This is a genomic window from Alteromonas sp. AWJ4_197 (genome assembly GCF_056160285.1).
The window spans coordinates 345,910-367,701 of the sequence record NZ_JBSWWW010000001.1 but is presented as its reverse complement, the minus strand read 5'-3'; the positions used below and the strand labels follow the sequence as shown (position 1 = coordinate 367,701).

Below are 21,792 nucleotides of genomic sequence, written 5' to 3'. Positions count from 1 at the left end.
AAATCAGGCCGGCGTATAAATTTCTACATCGCCTTTGCGCTGTTTTTCATTGCGCCCCGCTTTCTCCTGCCGCTTTGCTTTCTTAAGCGGTGGGCATAAATCATCGTTGTTGTAATAAACAATACACTCCAGACACTGCACGCACTCGTTGTAATTGATATCACCTTTAGGCGTGATGGCTTTGATGTCGCATTTGTGATGACAGAGCGTACAGGGGTTGCCACAGGCCTTGCGACGGGTGAGCCATTCACCGGCGTGGAAGTAACCGAGCACCGCTAAACCAGCGCCCAACGGGCAGACATAGCGGCAGTAGAATTTATTGATCCAAAGCCCGGCGACCAGCAGGGCAACCGCATACAGCACAAATGGCCAGGTACGCACAAACTGGAGTGTAATAGCGGTTTTGAACGGTTCCACTTCTGAGGCAATTTCAGCTACCCTCACTGAGGCGAAAGAGGTGATTACCAGGCCAATCAGAATGGCGTACTTAACCCACCAGAGTTTACTGTGAGCGTCGAAAGGCACTTTCTTCTGACGGATGCGCAGCTTTTTCGCCACCCAGCCCACCATTTCCTGCAGTGCGCCAAACGGGCACAGCCAACCACAAAAAATACCGCGACCAACAATAAACAGACTGACGAATACGTAGCTCCAGAGGACGAACAAAATGGGGTCCATCAGGTACATATTGATGTCGAAACCATTGATCACACTTTGCAGGACTGGATAAATATTGACGATAGAAAGCTGTCCCTGCCAAAGCCAGCCAATGAAAATCAGTGTGTAGGTCAGGAAGCTCCAGCGAACCCAGCGGAATAGCTTCTCATTCGCCGATAATCGATGCTGAAAGATAAAAATCAACGTGACCAGAATCAGGCTCACCACCAGTACCGAAATATCGACGATGCGGTTTTCCCAGATGCGTACCCAGGGCGCTTTCGGCGCTTCCTCTACCGCGGCTTCGGCAAAATCAAACAGGTTTTCAGGCAGGCTGTAGTCGTCATGCAGGTGCAATTGATTGCGGATGAGGTGGTTGCGGGCAATATCAATGTTCAGATTCAGCGACATGGTATCGCCGGGGTTGAATCCGGACTGGGTGTTTACCACGAATACCTGTACATCGTCGCTCTCAGGCATGCCTGCGCTCAATTGCTGGTCGGCATAACTGTAGAAGTTTAAATCCCGCATGGGGAAGGGCAAATCATTCTGCGTCAGCGAAATGCGGTTGGCTACCGTGCCGGGTTTGAAGTCGTCTTCCAGGTAGCTGAAGAAACCTTCCGACATCACCAGGAATGCCTGCTCATTGGGTTTGAGAATACCCATTAAACGTTGATATTCGCCGTCACCCAACAAATTACGCCCGATAGTCGGGGCGTTCAGGTAGGCGTAATACACGTCGAAGTTATCGTAGGAAAGGTCAAAAGTATCGCCGGGGAATGTATCAAGCTCAATGTTGAAGCCGTCAGCCATGTTCTGCTGGCTGATACGCCATTGACGAACCAGACCTTCTTCCAGTAACTGCTGCCAGCTTTTTTCTTCATACATCTCTTTCGGTGTGGCCAGCGGGGAGCTGGCGAACCCGGACAATAACTGACGTGCGACTTTCAGCGAAGACAACAAAATGGTGTCATTGATGATGATCACCGACACCGTGGCCTTGGTTACGCCATCCACATGCACCGTAGAGGGGGCGTCGGGATTATTCTTTGCGGCGGAATCCACAATCACCCGCTGTCCCACATTCAGACCTTCATACTGACTTATGAAATTGAGCATGGGTTCCGGGCCGAGCCCGTGCAGGAAAATGGGCTCGTGGTGATTAATTATCCGAATGCCTTTTACATTTCCGGCGGTGTCGATGCCGATAAGCAGGTTGATGCGGGTGCCGGAAAAGCCCGGCAGATTCACCAGGTCGTTACTGGCAAATACATAGCCCAGCAATTCCTGTAACTGATAAACCGGTTGCACGGGGACACCGGTTTGCTTTTCGCCAATGAGCGTGGCTTTAGGAAAAATGGATTGAATAAGGGAATCATCGATACTGACTTCTTCAGCCAGAACAGCACATGCGCTAAAGCAGAGTGAAATAAAGAAGAAGGTTCTTAAAAAGGCAGTATGGATGAATCCTGTCATGAGGCGGGTCCTTAAAAAAAGAGCCGGCGTCAGGTCCATACCAGCTCTTTGAATAAAAACTCGTAACAGGGTTGTGGGACCAAAGCCCTGCTACGATGCCCGCGTTACGAGCGAGGCAACTTGAAGGTCCAGACAGTGCCGCCCTGGTTGATGTCTTTTACGCGTTTGGCAACTTCACCACCCCAAAGAGGTACTGCGCCGCCCCAGCCAGACAAGATACTCAGGTACTGCTCACCGTCCATTTCCCATGTAACAGGAGAGCCGACGATGCCTGAACCTGTATTGAACCGGTAAACTTCTTCACCTGTTTTGGCATCGAAGCCCATCAGGTAGCCTTCAGGTGTACCGGTAAAGACCAGATTACCCGCAGTGGCCAGAACACCGCCCCACAGAGGTGCGTTGTTTTTATATTCCCAGACGGTGTTACCGGTCTTAGGATCGATGGCTTTCAGTGAACCGATGTGATCTTCGTAAACAGATTTGATAGTGAAACCAGAACCCAGGTAAGCTGCACCTTTTTTATAGCTTACCGGCTCGTTCCAGATGTCCATGCCCCATTCGTTAGACGGAACGTAGAACAGACCGGTGTCCTGGCTATACGCCATAGGCATCCAGTTCTTACCACCCAGGAATGAAGGTACTGAGAATACCGTTTCACCTTTCTCACCGTTCTCGCTTTCAGCAGGGTTACCCGGGCGACCGCCCTCTTTGTAAATTGGCGTACCATCATCATTCAGGCCTTCAGCCCATGTGATACCGCTTACGAACGGGAAGCCACGGAGGAATTCGCCGTTTTCACGGTTTAGTACATAGAAGAAACCATTACGGTCAGCCGTTGCGGCCGCTTTGACGGTTTTACCTTTTTCTTTGTAGTCAAACGCAATCAATTCGTTTACGCCGTCGAAATCCCAGCCGTCATGTGGTGTGGTCTGGAAGTGCCAAACGATTTTTCCTGTGTCAGGATCGATAGCCAGACGTGAAGAAGAGTAAAGGTTGTCGCCGGGACGTAAGTGAGAGTTCCATGGTGCAGGGTTACCTGTACCCATGAAAATCAGATCCTGGTCAGGGTCGTAGGTGCCGCCAAGCCATGTTGCTGCACCACCGGTTTTCCACAGGTCGCCAGTCCAGGTTTTGTTTGCTTCACCACCGGTGATGCCGTTTTCTTCACCGTTCAGGTAACCCATGTGACCTTCAACAGTCGGACGGGTCCATACCAGTTCACCGGTTTTCGCATCGCGGGCTTCAACTTTACCTACGATACCGAATTCACCACCAGAGATACCTGTTACAACCATGCCTTTAACAATCATAGGCGCAGCAGTGAATGAGTAACCTGCTTTATAGTCACCCATTTTCTTACGCCATTTCACTTTACCGGTTTTCTGGTCAAGGGCGACCAGAATCGCATCCAGCGTACCGAAGATAACCAGGTCGTCATACAGTGCTGCACCACGGTTGATAACGTCACAGCAAGGCATGATGCCGTCTGGCAGACGGGCTTCGTATTGCCACAGCTCATCACCGGTTTTAACGTCAATGGCATAAATACGTGAATAAGAACCTGTTACGAACATCACGCCATCGTGTACCAGAGGCTGTGATTCCTGACCGCGCTGCTTCTCACCGCCTAGCGAGAAAGCCCACACAGGGTGCATTTTCTTAACGTTTTTGGTATTCAGTGTGTCCAGCGGGCTGAAGCGCTGTCCGCGCGGGCCCATGCCATAGCTTAAAATATCGCCGGTGGTTTTAGCGTCGTTAAGTATGTCTTTATCGGTAACGCCTGCCGCCTGAACACCGCCTAAGGTGCTAAGAGACAAGGCCAGACCGACAGCAGAGCTAATCAGGTGACGTGAAACTGTTCGACTTTTCATCAGGTTTCTCCAGTAGTTCAACAGGTGCTTCGGTGGTCTTTCCACCTTTTTACACAAGCGGCTCGTCTGAAAAACAGTTGTATTAGTTGGGAACGTTCTTCTTACGGCCTTGCATTATTGTTAATCCGCCCTCCGGACCCTAAGCATAGAACATCTTCGGACGACGACATGGTCAGTATTAGCTAATGTTTTTTTAACAACCATTAAACCTTGGATTATCATTTTTACTCCCTTGGTAGTAGTACCCTGAAAAACGGGTCAAAAAGGGAGGGTGAGAAGCACAGGTAAATAACCTCAGGTCAATAGAATATGTGGTCTGCATAACAAATCATGATGATCGCGGAACAGTGTGTTTGGGGATGAATCAGTACTGAAAAAGACGGGAAATATCTAATATAAAAATGGGAAGCGTGTTGATGCCGGGACCACGCTCCCCGTTATCCCGGTTATTCTCCGGCGTATAACCCGGGTACCGTGTAGGTAATTTTGTAGTCGTCAAAAATGGCCTTCATACGACCGTCTTCGATCATAGGGACGGTGATGTCTTCAATAGAATAAGCCAACTGCCGGTAATCCGTTTTCACCGCCATACCAATATCCCAGGCTTTAATGCTCATTGCTGCAAGACCGGTAGCATTGATAGTGAAAGTATCAGTGGCTGGCTGTGCCCATTCCAGTTGGGACTGCATGCCCGCGACTGCGGCGACTTCCCCTTTTTTGAACAGGTCTATGCCGTCAAAGGTGGTGTTGGTATGTACCACGTTTTTCCGTAATCTGCCGCCAATGGTCGAACCTAAAAAGGTGTCCGGAAGTGAGTCGATTTCTACGGCAATTTTCTCGTACTGGAAAATCGCCAGCGTGTCGATGCCGTTGGTTTTTTCAGTGTTCTTCAGCAGCGCCCATTTTTCACGGTGATAAGGGCCGAACATCACCACCATTTCATTACGGGGCAGACCGTATCCGTCAATGCCGTAACTGAATTTACGGTCGTAAGGTACACGCATCATCAGATCCGCTTTCTGGCGGGTAATGATATGGCCTTTCCATACTGCCTGTCGTAAATCATCTTCCAGATTTTCATCGGCATTGATCCACATCCAGCGCGGTTCAACACCTAATCCAGCAGCGATGGCTTTTCCTACTTCAATGTCGACACCGGCAGGGAACTCATCGTCCAGAAAAGAGTAGGGGGGAAAATTATTGTAGACCGCAATGGTGATGTAGCCTGACTCAATAATATCGTCATAGCTTCGGGCCTGAACTGAAAAAGCGCTGGCTGCCATAAAGGCAGTCAGCGCAAGGCCCGTTATCCAGCAACGTAATAAGCGAGCCATAGCTGTTACTCGGGGGTGCCGCGAGTTTCGATGTAAGATTTGATTGCCCACATTGCTTCCTGACTAAGGATGCCTTCGAATGGCGGCATGTAAACACGGCCGTCGATAACTGCACCGTTACGGATACGCATCATGAACCAGTCGTCAGCTTCTTCCGGACTAAAAAATTCGTTTTCGTCATTCAGTTTACGCAGATCCGGAGTGATACCGCCAGAAATAACTTCCAGGCCGTGGCAACGGGCGCAGTTCTGGTTATAGGCAGAGTCACCAATTTTAATTGCCAGCTCGTTACCAGTGTATGGGTTCGTGGCTTTCCATTCCTCGCCCAGTTGAGGTAACGCGCTGGTGTCCACTGCCTGTGGTGTAACATCGCCATGAGCAAGGGCCTGCGCTGAAGATACAGCGATAACCGCTGCCAGCGTACTACGCAATATGGTTGAGAAATTTTTCATTTATACATCTCCAAAAGTTGTCAGATAGTGTCAATGCTGGTTAGAGTTGGCGGACAACTTGAGTAGGTTTTGTTGTGTTTGCGACATAACCAGACACGTTTTAAAAGGTAGGTGATATGCCGGATGCGTCCAATTGTACTAAGGTAGTAAACCTTTCATCCTTTGTGCTCATTCATAATGGACTGGTCATCAACTAGTATTTAGTTCACCTTCGCAAAAGGAGTACCGGTATGTTCGCCCCACTAATAACGATAATGGCGACACCAGGCCTGGCAATACCGCTGAAAGCTGCATCAAGTTATGTGATGCGGTTGCTGGCTATGCCGTGTCTGCTAAGCCTGCTGGTGCCCCTCACACAATCCTTTGCTGACGAATTACCGGTAAATATAGCCTATGTAAAACAAACCGGACTGACGTCTTCTGCTTCACTGGCGCTGTTTAAAACTCCTGCGAACAATGGTGTTGCCGGCGCTTTGCTGGGGACGGATGATTCCAATACCACCGGTCGCTTTCTTAAACATCACTACGCGCTGACGGTACTGGAAGATGTCAGCGGGGAAGCCCTTACCGGCAAAGTACAGGCGTGGCTGACAGCCAATAACGGGCCTCTGATCCTGGATGTGCCCGACAGTACCTTGCAGGCAATTCTGGCCCTGCCCGGTGCGGACGCCGGGCTGATGCTCAATGCAACAAACAAATCTGACAGCTGGCGGCTAAATCAATGCCGGGCCGGTTTACTGCACACTTCCCCGAGTTACGCCATGCTGGGCGATGCGCTGGGTCAGTTTCTGATGGCAAAACGCTGGCGGGAATGGTTTTTAGTTTCTGGCAGCGGTGAAGGCGATACAGCCATGGCGCAGGCCTTTGAACGGGCATCAAAGCGCTTTGGCACCAAAATTACCGGGCGTAAAACCTGGACCTTCGACACGGATTTACGCCGTACTTCCCAGCAGGAAGTGCCCGCCCTGACGCAGGGGGAAGATTATGACGTGGTGCTGGTGGCAGATACACAAAACCTGTTTGGTTTTTATTTGCCCTATAACACCTGGTTGCCCCGTCCGGTAGCCGGTACCCACGGACTCAAAGCCGCTTCCTGGCATCGCAGTATTGAGCAGTGGGGAGCTATCCAATTGCAAAACCGCTTTTTTGAGGCGAATCAGCGCCCTATGAATGACGACGACTTTAACGCCTGGCTTGCTGTCAGAGCCGTTGCTGAAGCGGTCACCCGAACAAAATCGAATAACTCTGCTACGCTTTATCAATACCTTATGAGCGATAACTTCGAGCTGGCAGCGTTCAAAGGACGCAAACTGACCTTCCGCCAGTGGAACGGACAACTGCGTCAGCCCATCCCGTTAGTGCAGCCGGAATCTCTGGTTTCCCAATCTCCTCAGGAAGGTTTTCTTCATCCCGTGACGGATTTAGATACGCTGGGGTATGACAAGCCGGAAGTTCGTTGTTCCATGGTCAAGGAGTAAGTATGAAGTCGTTGGTTCTCCCCGCAATGATGCTGTTCGCCACCCCTGCTTTGGCGGGTGTTGCTTATGTGTCGAACGAAAAAGATGACACATTGACCCTCATTGATACCGGTTCACTGGAAGTAATTGAAACCATCGAAGTGGGTATGCGGCCAAGGGGGATTATTTTCAGCAATGACTACAAATATCTGTATATCTGCGCCAGCGATTCCGACGCAGTGCAGGTATTGGATGTGAGTACCAACAGGATCATCCATAACCTGCCTTCCGGCGAAGATCCCGAGCAGTTTGCGCTGCATCCTAATAACCATCATCTGTATATCGCCAATGAAGACGATGCCGTAGTCACCGTTGTTGATACGGAAAAACGGGATGTGATTGCACAAATTGACGTGGGTGTAGAGCCTGAAGGCATGGCCGCCAGTCCCGATGGTAAATGGGTTATTAATACCTCTGAAACCACTAATATGCTGCACTGGATTGACGCCTCAAATCAGCAACTGGTAGACAACACACTGGTCGATCAGCGTCCCCGCCACGTGGAGTTTACCAAAGACGGCAAAACTGTCTGGGCTTCTTCAGAAATTGGCGGAACCGTTTCCATTGTTGATGTGGACAGTAAAGCGATTACGCAGGTGATTAATTTCAAAATTCCGGGTGTACACAGGGATAAAATTCAGCCTGTGGGCGTGAAACTGACTGATAACGGTAAATATGCGTTTGTAGCACTGGGTCCGGCGAATCACGTAGCGGTGGTCGATGCGAAAACCTATGAAGTGCTGGATTATCTGCTGGTGGGACGTCGCGTATGGCAACTGGCCTTCGCCAACGATCAGTCTTTGCTGTTTACCACCAATGGTGTGAGTGGCGATGTATCAGTCATCGATACAGATAAATTAAAAGTAATCAAAACCCTGAAAGTGGGACGTTATCCCTGGGGCGTGGCGGTGAAGCCATGAGTTTAGCGTTATCTGTCGCTGGCTTGCAGTTCGGTTATCAGCAAAAGGCAGTACTGCACAATGTGAACCTGAACCTGGAACAGGGCCGTTTCTACGCGTTACTTGGGCCGAATGGCGCGGGTAAAAGTACGCTGTTTAACCTGCTTTGTCAGTTGCTGCAAAGTGCGGAAGGGGACATTTTTGTCGGCGGTTATGATACAGCCAAAGCCCCGCGCAAGGCGTTAGCGGCATTGGGTATCGTGTTTCAGCAAAGCACGCTGGACTTAGATTTAACCGTTTACCAGAACCTGAATTACCACGCTGGCTTGCACGGCATGTCTGCCTCTGCAACGAAAGACGCCATAGCGCGGGAACTGGCCAGATTTGATTTGACCGGGCGGCAGCATGAGAAAGTGCGCTCATTAAACGGTGGCCACCGCCGCAGAGTAGAAATTGCCCGCGCGTTGCTGCATGAACCCGCCATTTTATTGCTCGACGAGGCCAGTGTGGGGTTGGATATGCCCACCAGAGACAGCATAAACCGCCATATTCGCGACCTGTGCTCTGAGAAGGGCATTACGGTGTTGTCATCTACCCATCTGGTGGATGAAGTCTTGCCTGAAGATAATCTTATCCTGTTACATCAGGGGAGCATTTTACTGGATATGCCCTGTCAGACTGCACTCACTGAATATCAGGCCGGTGACGTAAAAGCCCTGTACCGGCAACTGACTACACAGGATGACGCAGCATGAAGTACTGGATGGCATTCAAAGGCATTGTGGTGCGGGAGATGTGGCGTTTCTGGCATCAGAAGGCGCGGCTGGTCAGTGCCCTTGTGAGGCCGTTATTGTGGCTGATTGTTTTTGCCGCCGGTTTCAGAGCTGCACTGGGTATCGCTATTATCCCGCCATATGACACCTACATTACTTATGACGTGTACATTATGCCGGGTCTGGCGGGCATTATTTTGTTGTTCAACGGCATGCAAAGCTCACTGTCCATGGTGTACGACCGTGAAATGGGAAGTATGAAAGTGCTGCTCACCAGCCCGCTTCCCCGCCCGTTTTTACTGATAAGTAAGCTCATTGCCGGCGCTATTATTTCGTTACTGCAGGCCTATGCCTTCTTTTTGCTGGCGTATCTGCTGGGTATCGAAGTACCGGTTATGGGCTACATATACGCAGCACCGGCATTGCTGGTTGGTGCATTAATGCTTGGCGCTTTGGGGCTTTTGCTGTCATCTTTCATCAAACAACTGGAGAACTTCGCCGGTGTAATGAATTTCGTGGTGTTTCCCATGTTTTTTCTTTCATCTGCGCTGTATCCGTTGTGGAAACTGAAAGAGTCGAACGAGTGGTTATACTGGATTTCGCAACATAATCCTTTTACCCATGCAGTAGAACTGATTCGCTTTGCGTTATATGAGAGCTGGAATCCCACCGCAGGTTGGGTCACCTTTGCAACTACCGTCGTATTCTGCGGGATTGCAATTTGGGGCTACGATCCTAAACGTGGAATGCAACAAAAGAAGAAGCCGGGTAAATAACCCGAGCATAGTGCTCGACAGGCCTGTGCGGAATTTACTACTATCAGTCATGAATTAACAAAAGGTTTACAATTATGGTAGAAATCCTGGTTGCAGATGATCATCCACTGTTTCGCTATGCCATTACCGACTTTGTCGAGCGGAATATAGCAGAAACAAAAACCATTACCTGTACAGACCTTGATGCTGCAATTGAAGTGGCTGAAGAGAATCCTGATATTGATTTGGTGCTGTTAGACCTGAACATGCCGGGTATGGACGGCCTGAACGGCATTGTACGGTTTCGTAATCAATTTCCCGAAATTCCCATTGTGATTGTCTCTGCGGAAGAAGATAAAAATGTGGTGCTGCAAGCATTTACATATGGGGCAGTGGGTTTTATCACCAAGTCATCCAGCTGTGAACAGATTGTCGCTGCGTTAGAGCAGGTGCTTTCCGGCCAGGTTTATCTGCCACCGGATATTATCCGTAAAAGTGGTACCGGCAAGCCGAAAGACGAGAACAGCGCGCAGCAAATTGACCCTAAATTAATTGCAGCACTGACTCGCAGACAACTGCTGGTGTTTGAGTGTATTGCGAAAGGCAAATCGAACAAGCAAATCGCCTACGAGCTGAATATTGCGGAAACCACCGTGAAAGCCCATGTGTCGGCCATCTTAAATAAGCTGAATGTACATAACCGGATTCAGGCTGCATTGTGTGCGGCGAGTATCGATTTCAATCACTATCTGATGCGTTGAAAAAACAGAATAGAATTTACCGGAAGTGGCTGGCCTGGTTCAGCCAGCAGGTGTGTTGTATAGCTGCCAGGCAATGGCACACAGTGCTACAGCTATAATACTGTCGAAAATACGCCAGCGAAGCGGGGATTTCAGTAGCTTTTTCAATGCCGGAGAAAACAGCACCAGACTGCCGAACCACAACACTGAACCGGTTGTTGCACCCAAAGCAAATACCAGTGGTTCAGGTTGCAGGGCGCCGATACTGCCCAGCAGGACAACAGTATCCAGATATACGTGGGGGTTGAGTAAGCTGATTGCCAGCGCGGCAAGGCTGGTTTTCCACCATGCTTTGGCAGCTTTTTCTGCATGAAGAGTCAGGCCCGACGACCCTTCGTAAGCCCGTTTGGCCGCACCAAAAGCAAGATAAAGCAGAAATGCGACACCTGCCCAGGTCAGCCAGGGAATGAGTCCCGGGATCCAGGTTTTGATTTCACTGGCGGTAAAAACGCCGAGAAAAATCAGTACGGCATCACAGAGTATGCAGGTCAGGGCAATTGCCAGTCGGTTAGCACCGGCCATGCTTTGACTGAGCACCCAGATATTTTGTGCACCAATAGCAATGATCAGGCTCATACCTAATCCCATTCCGGATAAAAATGATTGCACAACGGGCTCCCGCTCAGTAATTCAACAGTTGATGACAACACACAGGCGCTAGATTAATGGCATTTTTATTATTAATCTAATGACTATATCTATCTATACATTCCTGAAATTCATGATCGATTATCAGTTACTTGATGCGCTGTCCCATGTGATTGCGGAAAAAGGCTTTGAGAGAGCAGCGAAGAAAATGTTTCTGACCCAGTCAGCGGTGAGTAAACGCATTCATCAGTTAGAAGCACTGTTAGGACAGCCGGTACTGGTGCGGACACAGCCACCTTCTGCAACTGCACTAGGCAAAAGACTGCTGAATCATTTGCAGCAAGTCCGGCAACTTGAAGTGGCTCTGAACGTTCAGGGTATTGCCGGTCACGATGTGCAATCCGGTCCGTTAACAGTAAAGCTTGTGGCCAACGTGGATTCACTGGCCACCTGGTTACCGGCGGCACTGGCGATAACGGAAGAAGAAGCAGGATGTCAGTTTCAGTTTGAAATCATTACGGAAGATCAGTCCATTGCCCTGCAGCGCATGAAAGCAGGAGAGGTCATGGTTTGCATATGCTCATCAGCAGAAGCGGTAAACGGGGGCAAAGTGAGTTCACTGGGCGCACTCCGGTATAAAGTGATTGCGAGCCCTGCGTTTATTCGCCGGTACAACATTACCGGTCCTGAACAGCTCAGCGATGCCCCTTGCCTGGTGTTTAATGAACACGACAGGCTTCAGCACGATTTTTTACAGGAAGTAAACGGCACCACACCCTCACTGGTGCATCTCTGTCCGTCCTCTGAAGGGTTTAAGCAAGCTATGCTGGCGGGTATTGGATACGGCTTGTTACCCGTGCTGCAACTGAATAAAGAACTGGAAAACGGAGAGTTAGTCGACCTGATGCCGGGTTATCACGTGGATACGCCTCTGTACTGGCATTACTGGCAAACAGAAAGCCCGCAACTTCAAACACTGCGGGAGTTTGCTCTGCGCGAATCGGCAAAGCGGTTGGCTTAGTTCACGTTATGGCGCCTGAAGTTATTCCCCGGCCTTCTTCGACATCAGGTTGCTCAAGGCCAGTTTCATTTTATGGGGTTTCACTGGCTTATTCAGCAGTGAGTAGCCTTTTGCCCGCACAGACTGGCGTAATTCATTGGTGTAGTTCGCCGTGATCATGATGACCGGTGTGCCGGTTCCCAGTTCCCGCTCAACGATTTCAAGGGCGTCGAAACCGGTGTCGCCGTCATCAAGGTGGTAGTCAGCCACTATGATGTCGGGGTGTAAGTCTTTCAGCCAGCCTACTTTACCCAAATCTTCCAGTGTCTGCACGCTGGTAACCTGAATTCCCCAGCCGCCCAGCAACTCTTCCATACCGGCGCAAATGGCTTCATCGTTATCAATAATAAGCAGATTTGCGCCTTCAAGATGACTGTTGAATCTGTCCTGTACTGCAGATTTACGGGGCAAGTCAGACGTTAATCGTTGTTTGCCGTAGGGCAGGGTTACGGTAAAGCAGGAGCCTTTGCCTTCAACGGACGTCACATGGATTTTATGGTTCATCACGGTGGAAAGTTTATCCACAATAGCCAGACCTAAGCCCAGTCCCTGGTCATGACGCCGTTTCTTCGCTTCGACGCGGTTAAATTCCTGGAAGATATCACTCAGTTTATCTTCGGGAATACCGATCCCTGTATCGCACACCTGAATTTCCAGGCCATGTGCCCGTCTGCGGGCACCTAAAAGGATTGCGCCTTCATTGGTATACCGGATGGCGTTGCTAAGCAGATTGCGAAGAATACGGGCGAGCAGGTAGCCATCCGAGTTCACTACACGTGAAGAGTTGCGGAAACGGAATTTCAGGCCTCTGGCTTCTGCCTGTTGACGGAATTCATTCTCAAGGTTACTCATGAGATCTTCAACAGCAAAGTCGTCCAGCACCGGCTCTATCAAACCGGCCTCAAGCTTGGAGATATCCACAAGTGCCGTGATCAGCGACTCCAGATTCTCCAGCGAATAGCTCAGTGAACTGGTCAGTTTCTGTGCTTCCGGTTGCAGCGTCTGCTCTGCCAGTGCACTGACAAATAAACGGGCTGAGTTCATTGGCTGCAACAGGTCGTGGCTGGTTGCAGCGAGGAATTTACTTTTTGACTCGTTAGCGTGCTCTGCTTCCCGCTTGGCTTCCAGCAAGTGGATTTGCGCCAGCTGACGGTCTTCAATTTCTTTGCGCAGCTGGGCATTTATCTCAGAAATCTTCTTGGTACGCTGGTTTACACGCTGTTCCATGTAATCGTAAGCGTGCTTAAGCGCCTTGGCGGTGCGCCGCTGCTCGGTAACGTCCTGCTCCAATGCGAAGAAGCCGACTACGTTGCGTTCGTGGTCGAAATGAGGAATGTAGGTCTTGTTGGATATCCGGCTGTTGCCGTTATCCATTGTGGTTTCAACCTCAAAATTGACTGACTGCCCGAGCATTGCCCGTTCAATATATATTTGCAGGTTACTGAACGTTTGTTCACCCAGTACATTTCGCAGATGGTGGCTGATGATTTCTGAACGGGAGCGGTGATACCACTTTTCAAACTCCCGGTTCACGAATTCATAGCACATGTCTTTATTGACGTAAGAAATCAGTGCCGGCATAGCATCGGTAATCAGACGGATGCGTTGCTCACTTTCCTGCAGCGCGCGTTGATGATGACTGCGTTCAGTGATGTCGGTAAAAGTGTTCAGCATGCCGCCGGAAGGAATAAGATGGCTTTTAAACAACAGCACAATACCGCTTTCCAGCACCACTTCTGTTTCACCAAAGCCATCATCATTCAGGCATTCGTCCATGGGCAAGGCGGGTACTTCACGCAAAGCGCTGTTCGCCAGCAGCTGGTTGTACTTCACACCCCGTTTTACGTCGGCTTCTTTCAGGCCGGCGAACTCCAGGAACTGCTGATTCCAGGTTTCCAGTTCGTTGTTTTCGTTGATCAGGGCCACCGCTTCCGTCATGTTTTCCAGCGTCGACTTCAGCAACTGTGCCTGCTCTGCCATGGCCGTCTGATAACGCAACTCTTCTGTTTTTTTGATGTTGGTGATATCGGTATATACCACCACCAGGCCGTTTTCAGCGGTCTTCCGCTCAGACATCTGGATCCATGTGCCATCTTTCAGTTTGAAAATGGTCTGGGTAATGGACTCAGGAAACGCACTGACTTTTCTTTGTACTTTACAGCTGTGATCAACCAGAGGCAAAGAAGCCGCGGTAATTTGCTGAAAGGTGGTAACGCCAATCTCAAAAACAATCCCAAAGCGGGTCCAGAATTCACGGCAGCGGTTGTTCACCAGTACCATTTTGCGGTCGGCATCAAACAGAACAAAGGATTCGGAGATACTTTCTATGGCATCTGTAAGACGCTGGCGGTCCTGATCAGAAGAAATCCGGCTTAATTCAGCGTCATGGCGGGCCTGGTCTAACTGCTGGTTCGATTCTTCCAGACGGTGCAGCGTTTGCTGCAACTTAAATGTCCGTTCTTTGACTTTGTCAGCAAGCAGAGCGGCATCTTCGAAAGACTGATAAGCATCGCTGTGGTTGCCCCATCCCATTTCAACACGGCGCATCAGCACCGCGTTTATTTTGGTCAGCTTTTCATTTTCGTAACGCAGGCGCTCCAGCTCGTCTGAAGCGACGTCGTTATTGACTGCCGGATAAGGGCTATGTGAGGGTAAGGTCTGGGTTGGCCTGGTCACGTGGATATCCTATAGCAACACCGGTAAAGGTATGGTTCAGATGTAACCCGTTGATTTGTTCACCGTAAGTGCTAAAGCCAATGACATTGTGTTCCATGTACAGTTCAGACATATCTTCTTCAAGCTGATACTCGTCGATTTCCGCCCGGCGATGAATACAGTCAAAACCGATGAGTAACTGAATTTCACCGACTGATTCTTCCAGCAAATTGAAAATCATTGATGTATGCGACAGCAAGCCCGGCGATGTCATCTGGGTAAGCACAACACCGGCATCGATGGCGCAGAAGAAGGTAAGGCTTAAATCATCATTTACCTGTTGAATGCTGCGGATATACAGATGATCACCAATCTGAACTGCCAGCGGATACATGGCAAAGGTGCGGGAATTCAAATCTTCCAGCTTCAGATTGTTAATACGGCAGTACTCCAGCGCAGCGGGTTCGGCATTAAATTCCTGCACTACCCGTAAATCCGGCGAAACCTGAGTCACAACCAGCTTTTCCTGCATAGGAGCAAGGTGATGCTGACTGAACACTTCAAAATTGCAGGCCGTATTCACCAGCATAAACACCGCAGCGTCGCTGTAAAACTTGCCGTTATAAAACACCTGAGTATCAACAAAATGCTGATCGTCACCGGCGGAACCACCGACCAGCGGGATTTCATGCAGGCTCTCGCTCAATGCATTAATCACCAGTTCCTCACGCACAGATAAACCGTCGAGCAGCGACAGTGCAAAACATTGCTTATCAATGGGTGAAGACGTGACAGCCTTTTTTCGCAGGTTATTCAGCATACCGTCAACCAGCGTATCCGCATCGCTTTTGGTAAACGCAGCAAGATTTTCAATCAGCACAGATTCCACAGCAAACAGGGACTGACTCAGCCCGAATGCACTGATGCTGTGTTTTTTGTAGCCCAGCGGGGTAATTTCACCTGCAGAAGTACAGCCGATCACCGTAATGTCCGGAAAATAACGGGATAACTCCCGCGCTAATAATTCCAGCGGATAACGGGTGCAGCAGTAAAAAACTACACAGGTTGGCTCACAGGGAGCAAGTGCACGGTAAATCTCCGCGGCAGCTCTCACCGGGTCTTGTTGTTCACTCCCGGCGCGGGCTACACCGCTGACGATGTCCTGCGCGACAGCCAGTTGTGCTTGTTGACGACTCATGTGTCCTCCAGAGGTATGGAGGAATAATATCTGTTTCACAATTGCTTAACAACAATGATGTGTTGGTTTACATGGTTTTGCGTTCATCAGCATTCCCGTACAACAGTCCCGGCCAGGCACGATACAAAGGCTCACAAACATCGCTGACGGCTTTGTCATGTAAACACCTGGGGCGGGGCAAAGTGATAAATTCCTGATGCTTCAATGTCATAGGATTCGCGTCTAAAATCAGTACGCGATCGGCAATAGCAACGGCCTCCTTCAAATCGTGGGTAACATAAATAATGCTGAAAGGCGAAGTTGCCTTCAGCGATAGCACGCACTGGCGCAAACTCTCTGCAGCCGGTGCGTCAAGAGACGAAAAGGGTTCATCCATCAAAAGGACACCGGGTTTGAACATCATCGCCCGTGCCAGCGCCAGTCTTTTGCTCATTCCGCCGGAGAGCTGTGACGGATACTTTTCAGCCTGTGACTCAAGGCCGGTGAGTGTAAGTAAAGACAAGGCTTCGCCGGTGGGATCAGGGTGGTCCGGCGGCGCAACCAGAGTGACGTTTTCCAGCACGGTGAGCCAGGGCATCAGACGGGCTTCCTGAAACATGAGTCCGGGCGGACGTTGATCATCAAAAGTGATGTCGCCGCTAAAGTCCTTATCAAGACCGGCAATAATGTTTAACAGGGTGCTTTTCCCCGCTCCGGATGGCCCCACCAGGGCAACAATTTCATTTTCGCCGGTATGAATAGTCAGGTCTGAAATCAGTGTTGTTGCTGCAAATGCCTTGTGGCGGATATGAATGTTCATGATTTGCGCCACCCCGACAGCCGGTTTTCCAGCGGGCGCAGGACAAGGGCTTCAATCCCGTACACCACAGTAACGAAGGCAAGGGTGTAGGCCAGAATGGCTGTGATATCGAATAGCTGAAAATAGCTGGATAACTGAAAGCCGACGCCATCACTGCAGCCAATCAGTTCAACCACCAGCACAATTTTCCACACCAGCGCCAGTCCGCCCCGTGCTGCGGCAATCAGATATGGCGTAATTTGAGGCAGATATACTTTTCTGAAAGTGCGCAGCCGCCCCAGACGGTAAACCCGGGCAACATCCATGAGTTTCGGGTCGATGGCCCGGGCGCCTTCCCGCAGCGTGACGGCAACATTGGGGGCTTTATTTAGGATGACTGCAATAATGGCGGCTGATTCGTTCAGACCAAACCAGATAAAACACAGAATAATAGTAACCAGAGCAGGTACGTTCAGCATCAGCGTCAGTAAGCTGTCAGTCCATGTGTCCACTTTGCGGTTGTGGCCCATCGCCAGACCCAGTGCAGTGCCAAGTACCATTGCGGCAGAGAAAGCGATGGCGACCCTGATCAGGGTTTGTGAAAGATGCAGAGGCATGGTTCCCTGCCACTCTTCTGCCAGTCTTATAAATACCTCTGAGGGAGCCGGAAGCAAAGCGGGAGTAAAAATGGTAACGGCGAGTTGCCAGATGGTAAGCAAAAGCACAACGGATGTGAGCCGTTTGAAAAACGGCAGTTGATACCAGCGTACGGTGTCTTCAGGAAGACAATGCACGTCAGTGTCGCTGCCAGAGTATGTCTGCTGGCAATGCGTCGAGGGGACCGGTGACATCATTCTCTTCCTGATTGCGGGAAAGCATTTCGAACACCGCATTCAGCGATGCCTGTGTGTCCGGTGACGTTGTTGTCATCGCACCGGAGCGGAATCCTTCCATCAGCCATGGCTGCGCCGGAGCCGGATATTTTGTGAAGGCCGGCAGTGTCGCCCACAGACTGTCATCGGTTTGCATGCGTTGCCTGATCTCTGCCGACATGGCGAGAAAGTCATTAATTGCCTTGCTGTGCTGTGAGGCCCATGCTGCAGAAAATACCCAGCCCAGTAACGGTACAGGTGCTTTTATACCACTGTTGTTCAGCAGGGTTTGCATGGTGAGCAGAGTATGCATGCCCTGCGCGTTAAGTTGCGCTGCGAAATGCCAGAAGTTAATCACGCCGTCCAGTTCACCTTGCTGAACCAGCGCGTTTAACATGGGGGGCGCAGCAAATTTTACCTGAATATCTTTACCCAGCTCGAGGCCGGCGGCCTGCTGAATGTATGCCTTGTACAACACCCAGTTCTTGTTGGTTTTGCCACCCGCAATGCCTAAGGTTTTCCCTTTTAAGTCTTTCAGGGTTTGAATATTACGATCGTTACGCACCACCAGTTGCCCGCCGTTAGTTGACCAGGGCGCGAAACGGTAGTCGCGGGAGAGGGCTTTTTGACGGGCGACCCATAGCCAGTCATTGAGGATAACGTCGACTTTGCCACCCTGAAGGGCAACCAGTAATGCCTGAGTGGATGCCAGAGGAACAGTCTCTACCTGAATATCATAATTGTTCTGCAAACCGGTGTTGCTGATGGCCTGCATTTCCCAGTTCACCGTTCCGTATTGCAGTACCCCCACGCGCACCGTCTCTTTGGCCACAGCGAGGCCGGAAAACAGCAGAAAGCAGGCAATGATAAGGATTCTGAACAGTGACGTCATAGAATAGGTTACGTGTCGTAAATGGTTGGAATACCTTACAAAGCGTAGACCAGATTTTGAAAAAGGTACCCGCCAGAGCGACGGGTACCGGACTTACGCCTTTTCAGGCAACGCTTTTAGAAAAAGCCCAGCGGGTTAACGTCGTAGCTAACCAGTAAGTTCTTAGTCTGTTGGTAGTGATCCAGCATCATTTTATGATTCTCACGACCTACACCAGATTTTTTGTAGCCACCGAATGCAGCATGTGCAGGATAGTGGTGGTAACAGTTGGTCCAGACCCGGCCAGCTTCAATACCACGACCCATGCGATATGCACGGTTCATATCACGGGTCCACAAACCTGCACCCAGACCAAACTCAGTATCATTGGCAATGGCCAGAGCTTCGGCTTCATCTTTAAAGGTTGTTACGCCAACCACAGGGCCGAAGATTTCTTCCTGGAACACACGCATTTTATTGTGACCTTTCAACAACGTAGGCTCGATATAGAAACCTTTGTTGAAGCCTTCAATGCTGGCAGGGCCGCCACCGATAAGTACCTCCGCGCCTTCTTTCTTACCAATTTCCAGATAGCCCAGGATTTTGTCGTACTGCTCAGCAGATGCCTGCGCACCCACCTGAGTTTCTGTATCCAGCGGGTTGCCACGCTTGATTTGCTGAGTACGGGCGATAACCAGAGAGATGAAGTCATCGTACATATCTTCCTGGATAAGGGCACGTGAAGGACAGGTACATACTTCACCCTGGTTGAAGAAGGCGAGGACCATACCTTCCACACACTTGCTCAGGAATTCGTCTTCGTGCTTCATAACATCGCTGAAATAGATGTTAGGCGACTTTCCACCCAGTTCTACGGTTGAAGGAATGATGTTCTCCGCCGCACACTTCAGGATGTGAGAACCAACCGGGGTGGATCCGGTAAAAGCAATTTTTGCGATCCGCTTACTGGTTGCCAGTGCCTGACCCGCTTCAGCACCGTAACCGTTGACCACGTTAAGTACACCGGGAGGCAGGAGGTCACCGATTACTTCCATCAGTACCAGAATTGAAGCAGGTGTCTGCTCTGCAGGTTTCAGAACGATACAGTTACCTGCAGCCAGTGCCGGTGCAATTTTCCATGCAGCCATCAGCAGCGGGAAGTTCCACGGAATGATTTGACCTACAACGCCCAGAGGTTCATGGAAGTGATAAGCCACAGTATTGTTGTCGATTTCACCGATTGAACCTTCCTGTGCACGAACACAGCCGGCAAAATAACGGAAGTGATCAGCAGAAAGAGGAATATCGGCATTCAGGGTTTCGCGTACAGCCTTGCCGTTATCCCAGGTTTCAGCCACTGCGAGCTTTTCCAGATTCGCTTCGATACGGTCTGCAATTTTCAGGAGCAGGTTAGAGCGCTCAGTCGTTGAGGTTGAACCCCAGGCAGCTTTTGCTTTATGAGCGGCATCCAGCGCCAGTTCGATATCTTCAGCGGTAGAGCGCGGGATAGAACAGAATACTTCATTATTAACCGGTGAAACGTTATCGAAGTACTGGCCCTTTAAAGGCGCGACCCAGTCGCCGCCGATGTAGTTGCCATACTGTTCTTTAAACGTTACAACCGAGTCTTGTTGTCCAGGTGCTGCGTAAATCATAGTTATTACTCCGGTTTTCAATTTTAAAAGCGTTGCCAGATACCGGGATTCAGCCTGCAGACAGAAAATACCCTGTCGCGGCTCCGGTCCCGGTGACCGGAAATACGTGTCCTTTGTTTCTCTGGCATTGAAACTAAGGGCTTAGAAATTCACGATACCGCCGATTGCGATAGTGTCGGCTTCTTCATCACCTAAGATGCCGGTAAACTCGCTGGTGGCGTATTCAACGGCAAATGTCACGTTGCTGTTGTAGTTGTAGAACCACGCAACCTGCATCCCCTCATGTCCAATATAGTCGGCATTTTCGATTTCGTTTTCGCCGTAAGACACAACAAAGCGGTGCGCGTCCATTTTGTAAGAGCCCTGAACGAGGTAACCCGAACTGTCCAGCTCATTCATATTCATGTCGTACATGGTCACAGGGCCAAGGCCAAGCGCTGCTTCGGTTGGGCCAAGCAGGATGCCGATGCCTTCCCCTGTGTAACCTGATGCGTGCAGAGTAAAGTCACCCAGACCTACTTTGACGCCGTAAGAAGTACCTGTAGAGTCGATGTCACCCATGGTGTCTGACTCTGAAGTTTGATTCAGGAAGCCCACCCAGGCTGTCACGTTACCGCCGTCAAAGTCAGTGCTGTACGTTGCCTGAGCTTCAATGCGTGGAGCTGATTCCTGACGGTCGTCAGCGGCATTTACCGGTGAAGGATCGATTGCAGCGATGGCGACTTGCAGGCCACCTGCGAAAGTGGGTGAGGTATAACGAATTTGAGATGCCGGCATCGGATAGGTATAACCGCTGCCGATGTTGCCGAAAGACACGCCCTGTCCGTCAATCAGGCCCAGTGTGTCATTCACGTTGCCGTAACCAAGCAGGATTTCGTCGAGGAAGATGTTGTTACGGTTAAACAATGTAAAATCTTTACCCAGCAACACTTCACCCCAGTCTGAACCTAAAGTCGCGTAGAACTGGCGCACATCGATACCGGTAGAGGTAACACCTGTGTTACTGTCGTTGATTGTGACCCAGAAAGATGAGCGGCCACCGATTTTAAGGCCGTTAACTTCTTTGCTGAAGTTCATGCCCAGCCAGTTTGGCAAAAAGCCCATTTTGACCCGTGACTGATCACGTGAAGTACCGGCTGCATCGCTTTCAGAGCTGCTGTTTACGTAAAATGTGTTGAAAGACGCGTCTACTGATACGGTGGCGACTTCTTTGTCGTCGTACAAAGTAACGGCAGCGTTTGCGCTTGAGCAAACCAGTGCGGATACGGCTAAGGCAAGAGGCTTGAGGCTTACGTTCTTGTTGTTCATGTGTTTCACCTATCTTCTGATTGTTTAGTTTTCGTATAGGCGGAGCAACAATTCACATCGATCCCGGGTTACTCATGCCCATTGTCCGCTGATTCGTTGCCAGCGAACTTTTTTGATGTTTCGAGTATTGTTGTCAGGGGCAAAATTGGAAACTCGTCGATAGGGTGGAATCCGTTACACTTTAGTCCGCCAGTGAAATGCATCCGAAGGAGTAGTTCCAAAGTAGTAGTTATGTCAGTGGCTTCCGGGGGGACTGCAAAGTAGCAGGACAAA

At 50.1% G+C, this 21,792-nt stretch carries 18 protein-coding genes; 6 read left to right on the top strand and 12 right to left on the bottom strand.

Translation table 11 applies throughout. The annotated features are described in order from the left end of the window. Positions 1-3: 3 nt before the first annotated feature. The 4 genes from ACXAGC_RS01605 to pedF all read right to left on the bottom strand — a co-directional run bounded on the left by ACXAGC_RS01605 (position 4) and on the right by pedF (position 5,790). A complete protein-coding gene (locus ACXAGC_RS01605; RefSeq protein ID WP_474841816.1) occupies positions 4-2,133 on the bottom strand; it encodes a 4Fe-4S binding protein in 2,130 nt (709 codons plus the stop codon). Between the two features lie 104 nt (positions 2,134-2,237). Further along, positions 2,238-4,004, bottom strand: a complete 1,767-nt coding sequence (locus tag ACXAGC_RS01600) for a methanol/ethanol family PQQ-dependent dehydrogenase (protein WP_474841814.1) — start codon at positions 4,002-4,004, stop codon at positions 2,238-2,240. 446 nt (positions 4,005-4,450) lie between these two features. Then, positions 4,451-5,338 carry a substrate-binding periplasmic protein gene (locus ACXAGC_RS01595; RefSeq protein ID WP_474841812.1) on the bottom strand — a complete coding sequence of 296 codons (888 nt, stop codon included), beginning with the start codon at positions 5,336-5,338 and terminating at the stop codon, positions 4,451-4,453. Between the two features lie 5 nt (positions 5,339-5,343). Beyond that, positions 5,344-5,790 (bottom strand): cytochrome c-550 PedF, encoded by a 447-nt coding sequence (gene pedF / locus ACXAGC_RS01590; protein ID WP_303572225.1) that lies wholly within the window; start codon positions 5,788-5,790, stop codon positions 5,344-5,346. 230 nt (positions 5,791-6,020) lie between these two features. On the opposite strand from pedF, the gene ACXAGC_RS01585 reads away from it, so the two are divergent. The 5 genes from ACXAGC_RS01585 (at position 6,021) to ACXAGC_RS01565 (ending at position 10,495) form a co-directional block, all read left to right on the top strand. After that, positions 6,021-7,268 (top strand): ABC transporter substrate-binding protein, encoded by a 1,248-nt coding sequence (locus tag ACXAGC_RS01585; RefSeq protein ID WP_474841810.1) that lies wholly within the window; start codon positions 6,021-6,023, stop codon positions 7,266-7,268. A gap of 2 nt (positions 7,269-7,270) precedes the next feature. After that, the gene (locus ACXAGC_RS01580; protein WP_474841808.1) at positions 7,271-8,227 is read left to right on the top strand and encodes a YVTN family beta-propeller repeat protein; all 957 of its coding nucleotides are present in this window, start codon (positions 7,271-7,273) and stop codon (positions 8,225-8,227) included. Continuing rightward, positions 8,224-8,961, top strand: a complete 738-nt coding sequence (locus ACXAGC_RS01575; RefSeq protein WP_474841806.1) for an ATP-binding cassette domain-containing protein — start codon at positions 8,224-8,226, stop codon at positions 8,959-8,961. Before ACXAGC_RS01580 ends, ACXAGC_RS01575 begins: the two co-directional genes overlap by 4 nt. After that, the gene (locus ACXAGC_RS01570) at positions 8,958-9,755 is read left to right on the top strand and encodes an ABC transporter permease (RefSeq protein WP_474841804.1); all 798 of its coding nucleotides are present in this window, start codon (positions 8,958-8,960) and stop codon (positions 9,753-9,755) included. The genes ACXAGC_RS01575 and ACXAGC_RS01570 overlap by 4 nt, the downstream gene beginning before the upstream one ends. 74 nt (positions 9,756-9,829) lie before the next feature. Then, positions 9,830-10,495 (top strand): response regulator, encoded by a 666-nt coding sequence (locus ACXAGC_RS01565; RefSeq protein WP_119502941.1) that lies wholly within the window; start codon positions 9,830-9,832, stop codon positions 10,493-10,495. A gap of 39 nt (positions 10,496-10,534) precedes the next feature. Here the strand turns inward: ACXAGC_RS01565 and ACXAGC_RS01560 are convergent, their stop codons facing one another. Continuing rightward, complete coding sequence (locus tag ACXAGC_RS01560; protein ID WP_232373426.1) at positions 10,535-11,143, bottom strand: LysE/ArgO family amino acid transporter; 609 nt, start codon at positions 11,141-11,143, stop codon at positions 10,535-10,537. A 112-nt stretch (positions 11,144-11,255) separates the two neighbouring features. On the opposite strand from ACXAGC_RS01560, the gene ACXAGC_RS01555 reads away from it, so the two are divergent. After that, a complete protein-coding gene (locus ACXAGC_RS01555) occupies positions 11,256-12,143 on the top strand; it encodes a LysR family transcriptional regulator ArgP (RefSeq protein WP_474841801.1) in 888 nt (295 codons plus the stop codon). 21 nt (positions 12,144-12,164) lie between these two features. On the opposite strand, the gene ACXAGC_RS01550 is transcribed toward ACXAGC_RS01555, so the two are convergent. The 7 genes from ACXAGC_RS01550 to ACXAGC_RS01520 form a co-directional block, all read right to left on the bottom strand. Then, positions 12,165-14,858, bottom strand: a complete 2,694-nt coding sequence (locus tag ACXAGC_RS01550) for a hybrid sensor histidine kinase/response regulator (protein WP_474841799.1) — start codon at positions 14,856-14,858, stop codon at positions 12,165-12,167. Then, positions 14,824-16,035: a nitric oxide-sensing protein NosP gene (nosP, locus tag ACXAGC_RS01545; protein WP_474841797.1), complete on the bottom strand. Its 1,212-nt coding sequence runs from the start codon at positions 16,033-16,035 to the stop codon at positions 14,824-14,826. Before nosP ends, ACXAGC_RS01550 begins: the two co-directional genes overlap by 35 nt. Before the next feature lie 67 nt (positions 16,036-16,102). Continuing rightward, positions 16,103-16,834, bottom strand: coding sequence for an ABC transporter ATP-binding protein (locus ACXAGC_RS01540; protein ID WP_474841795.1), 732 nt, complete (start codon positions 16,832-16,834; stop codon positions 16,103-16,105). Continuing rightward, positions 16,831-17,667 (bottom strand): ABC transporter permease, encoded by an 837-nt coding sequence (locus tag ACXAGC_RS01535; RefSeq protein ID WP_474841793.1) that lies wholly within the window; start codon positions 17,665-17,667, stop codon positions 16,831-16,833. The genes ACXAGC_RS01540 and ACXAGC_RS01535 overlap by 4 nt, the downstream gene beginning before the upstream one ends. Further along, complete coding sequence (locus ACXAGC_RS01530) at positions 17,609-18,577, bottom strand: ABC transporter substrate-binding protein (protein ID WP_474841791.1); 969 nt, start codon at positions 18,575-18,577, stop codon at positions 17,609-17,611. The genes ACXAGC_RS01535 and ACXAGC_RS01530 overlap by 59 nt, the downstream gene beginning before the upstream one ends. A 116-nt stretch (positions 18,578-18,693) precedes the next feature. Beyond that, positions 18,694-20,211 carry an acetaldehyde dehydrogenase ExaC gene (exaC, locus tag ACXAGC_RS01525; RefSeq protein WP_474841789.1) on the bottom strand — a complete coding sequence of 506 codons (1,518 nt, stop codon included), beginning with the start codon at positions 20,209-20,211 and terminating at the stop codon, positions 18,694-18,696. A 141-nt stretch (positions 20,212-20,352) separates the two neighbouring features. After that, positions 20,353-21,519 (bottom strand): porin, encoded by a 1,167-nt coding sequence (locus ACXAGC_RS01520; RefSeq protein ID WP_119502933.1) that lies wholly within the window; start codon positions 21,517-21,519, stop codon positions 20,353-20,355. Positions 21,520-21,792 lie beyond the last annotated feature (273 nt).

Excerpts from the sequence above, each read along its gene's own strand:
- ACXAGC_RS01555 (WP_474841801.1), top strand. The coding sequence starts at position 11,256 with ATGATCGATTATCAGTTACTTGATGCGCTGTCCCATGTGATTGCGGAA.
- ACXAGC_RS01535 (WP_474841793.1), bottom strand. The coding sequence starts at position 17,667 with ATGATGTCACCGGTCCCCTCGACGCATTGCCAGCAGACATACTCTGGC.
- ACXAGC_RS01575 (WP_474841806.1), top strand. The coding sequence starts at position 8,224 with ATGAGTTTAGCGTTATCTGTCGCTGGCTTGCAGTTCGGTTATCAGCAA.
- ACXAGC_RS01570 (WP_474841804.1), top strand. The coding sequence starts at position 8,958 with ATGAAGTACTGGATGGCATTCAAAGGCATTGTGGTGCGGGAGATGTGG.
- nosP (WP_474841797.1), bottom strand. The coding sequence starts at position 16,035 with ATGAGTCGTCAACAAGCACAACTGGCTGTCGCGCAGGACATCGTCAGC.
- ACXAGC_RS01540 (WP_474841795.1), bottom strand. The coding sequence starts at position 16,834 with ATGAACATTCATATCCGCCACAAGGCATTTGCAGCAACAACACTGATT.
- exaC (WP_474841789.1), bottom strand. The coding sequence starts at position 20,211 with ATGATTTACGCAGCACCTGGACAACAAGACTCGGTTGTAACGTTTAAA.
- ACXAGC_RS01605 (WP_474841816.1), bottom strand. The coding sequence starts at position 2,133 with ATGACAGGATTCATCCATACTGCCTTTTTAAGAACCTTCTTCTTTATT.
- ACXAGC_RS01595 (WP_474841812.1), bottom strand. The coding sequence starts at position 5,338 with ATGGCTCGCTTATTACGTTGCTGGATAACGGGCCTTGCGCTGACTGCC.
- ACXAGC_RS01530 (WP_474841791.1), bottom strand. The coding sequence starts at position 18,577 with ATGACGTCACTGTTCAGAATCCTTATCATTGCCTGCTTTCTGCTGTTT.
- pedF (WP_303572225.1), bottom strand. The coding sequence starts at position 5,790 with ATGAAAAATTTCTCAACCATATTGCGTAGTACGCTGGCAGCGGTTATC.
- ACXAGC_RS01600 (WP_474841814.1), bottom strand. The coding sequence starts at position 4,004 with ATGAAAAGTCGAACAGTTTCACGTCACCTGATTAGCTCTGCTGTCGGT.
- ACXAGC_RS01520 (WP_119502933.1), bottom strand. The coding sequence starts at position 21,519 with ATGAACAACAAGAACGTAAGCCTCAAGCCTCTTGCCTTAGCCGTATCC.
- ACXAGC_RS01585 (WP_474841810.1), top strand. The coding sequence starts at position 6,021 with ATGTTCGCCCCACTAATAACGATAATGGCGACACCAGGCCTGGCAATA.
- ACXAGC_RS01565 (WP_119502941.1), top strand. The coding sequence starts at position 9,830 with ATGGTAGAAATCCTGGTTGCAGATGATCATCCACTGTTTCGCTATGCC.
- ACXAGC_RS01580 (WP_474841808.1), top strand. The coding sequence starts at position 7,271 with ATGAAGTCGTTGGTTCTCCCCGCAATGATGCTGTTCGCCACCCCTGCT.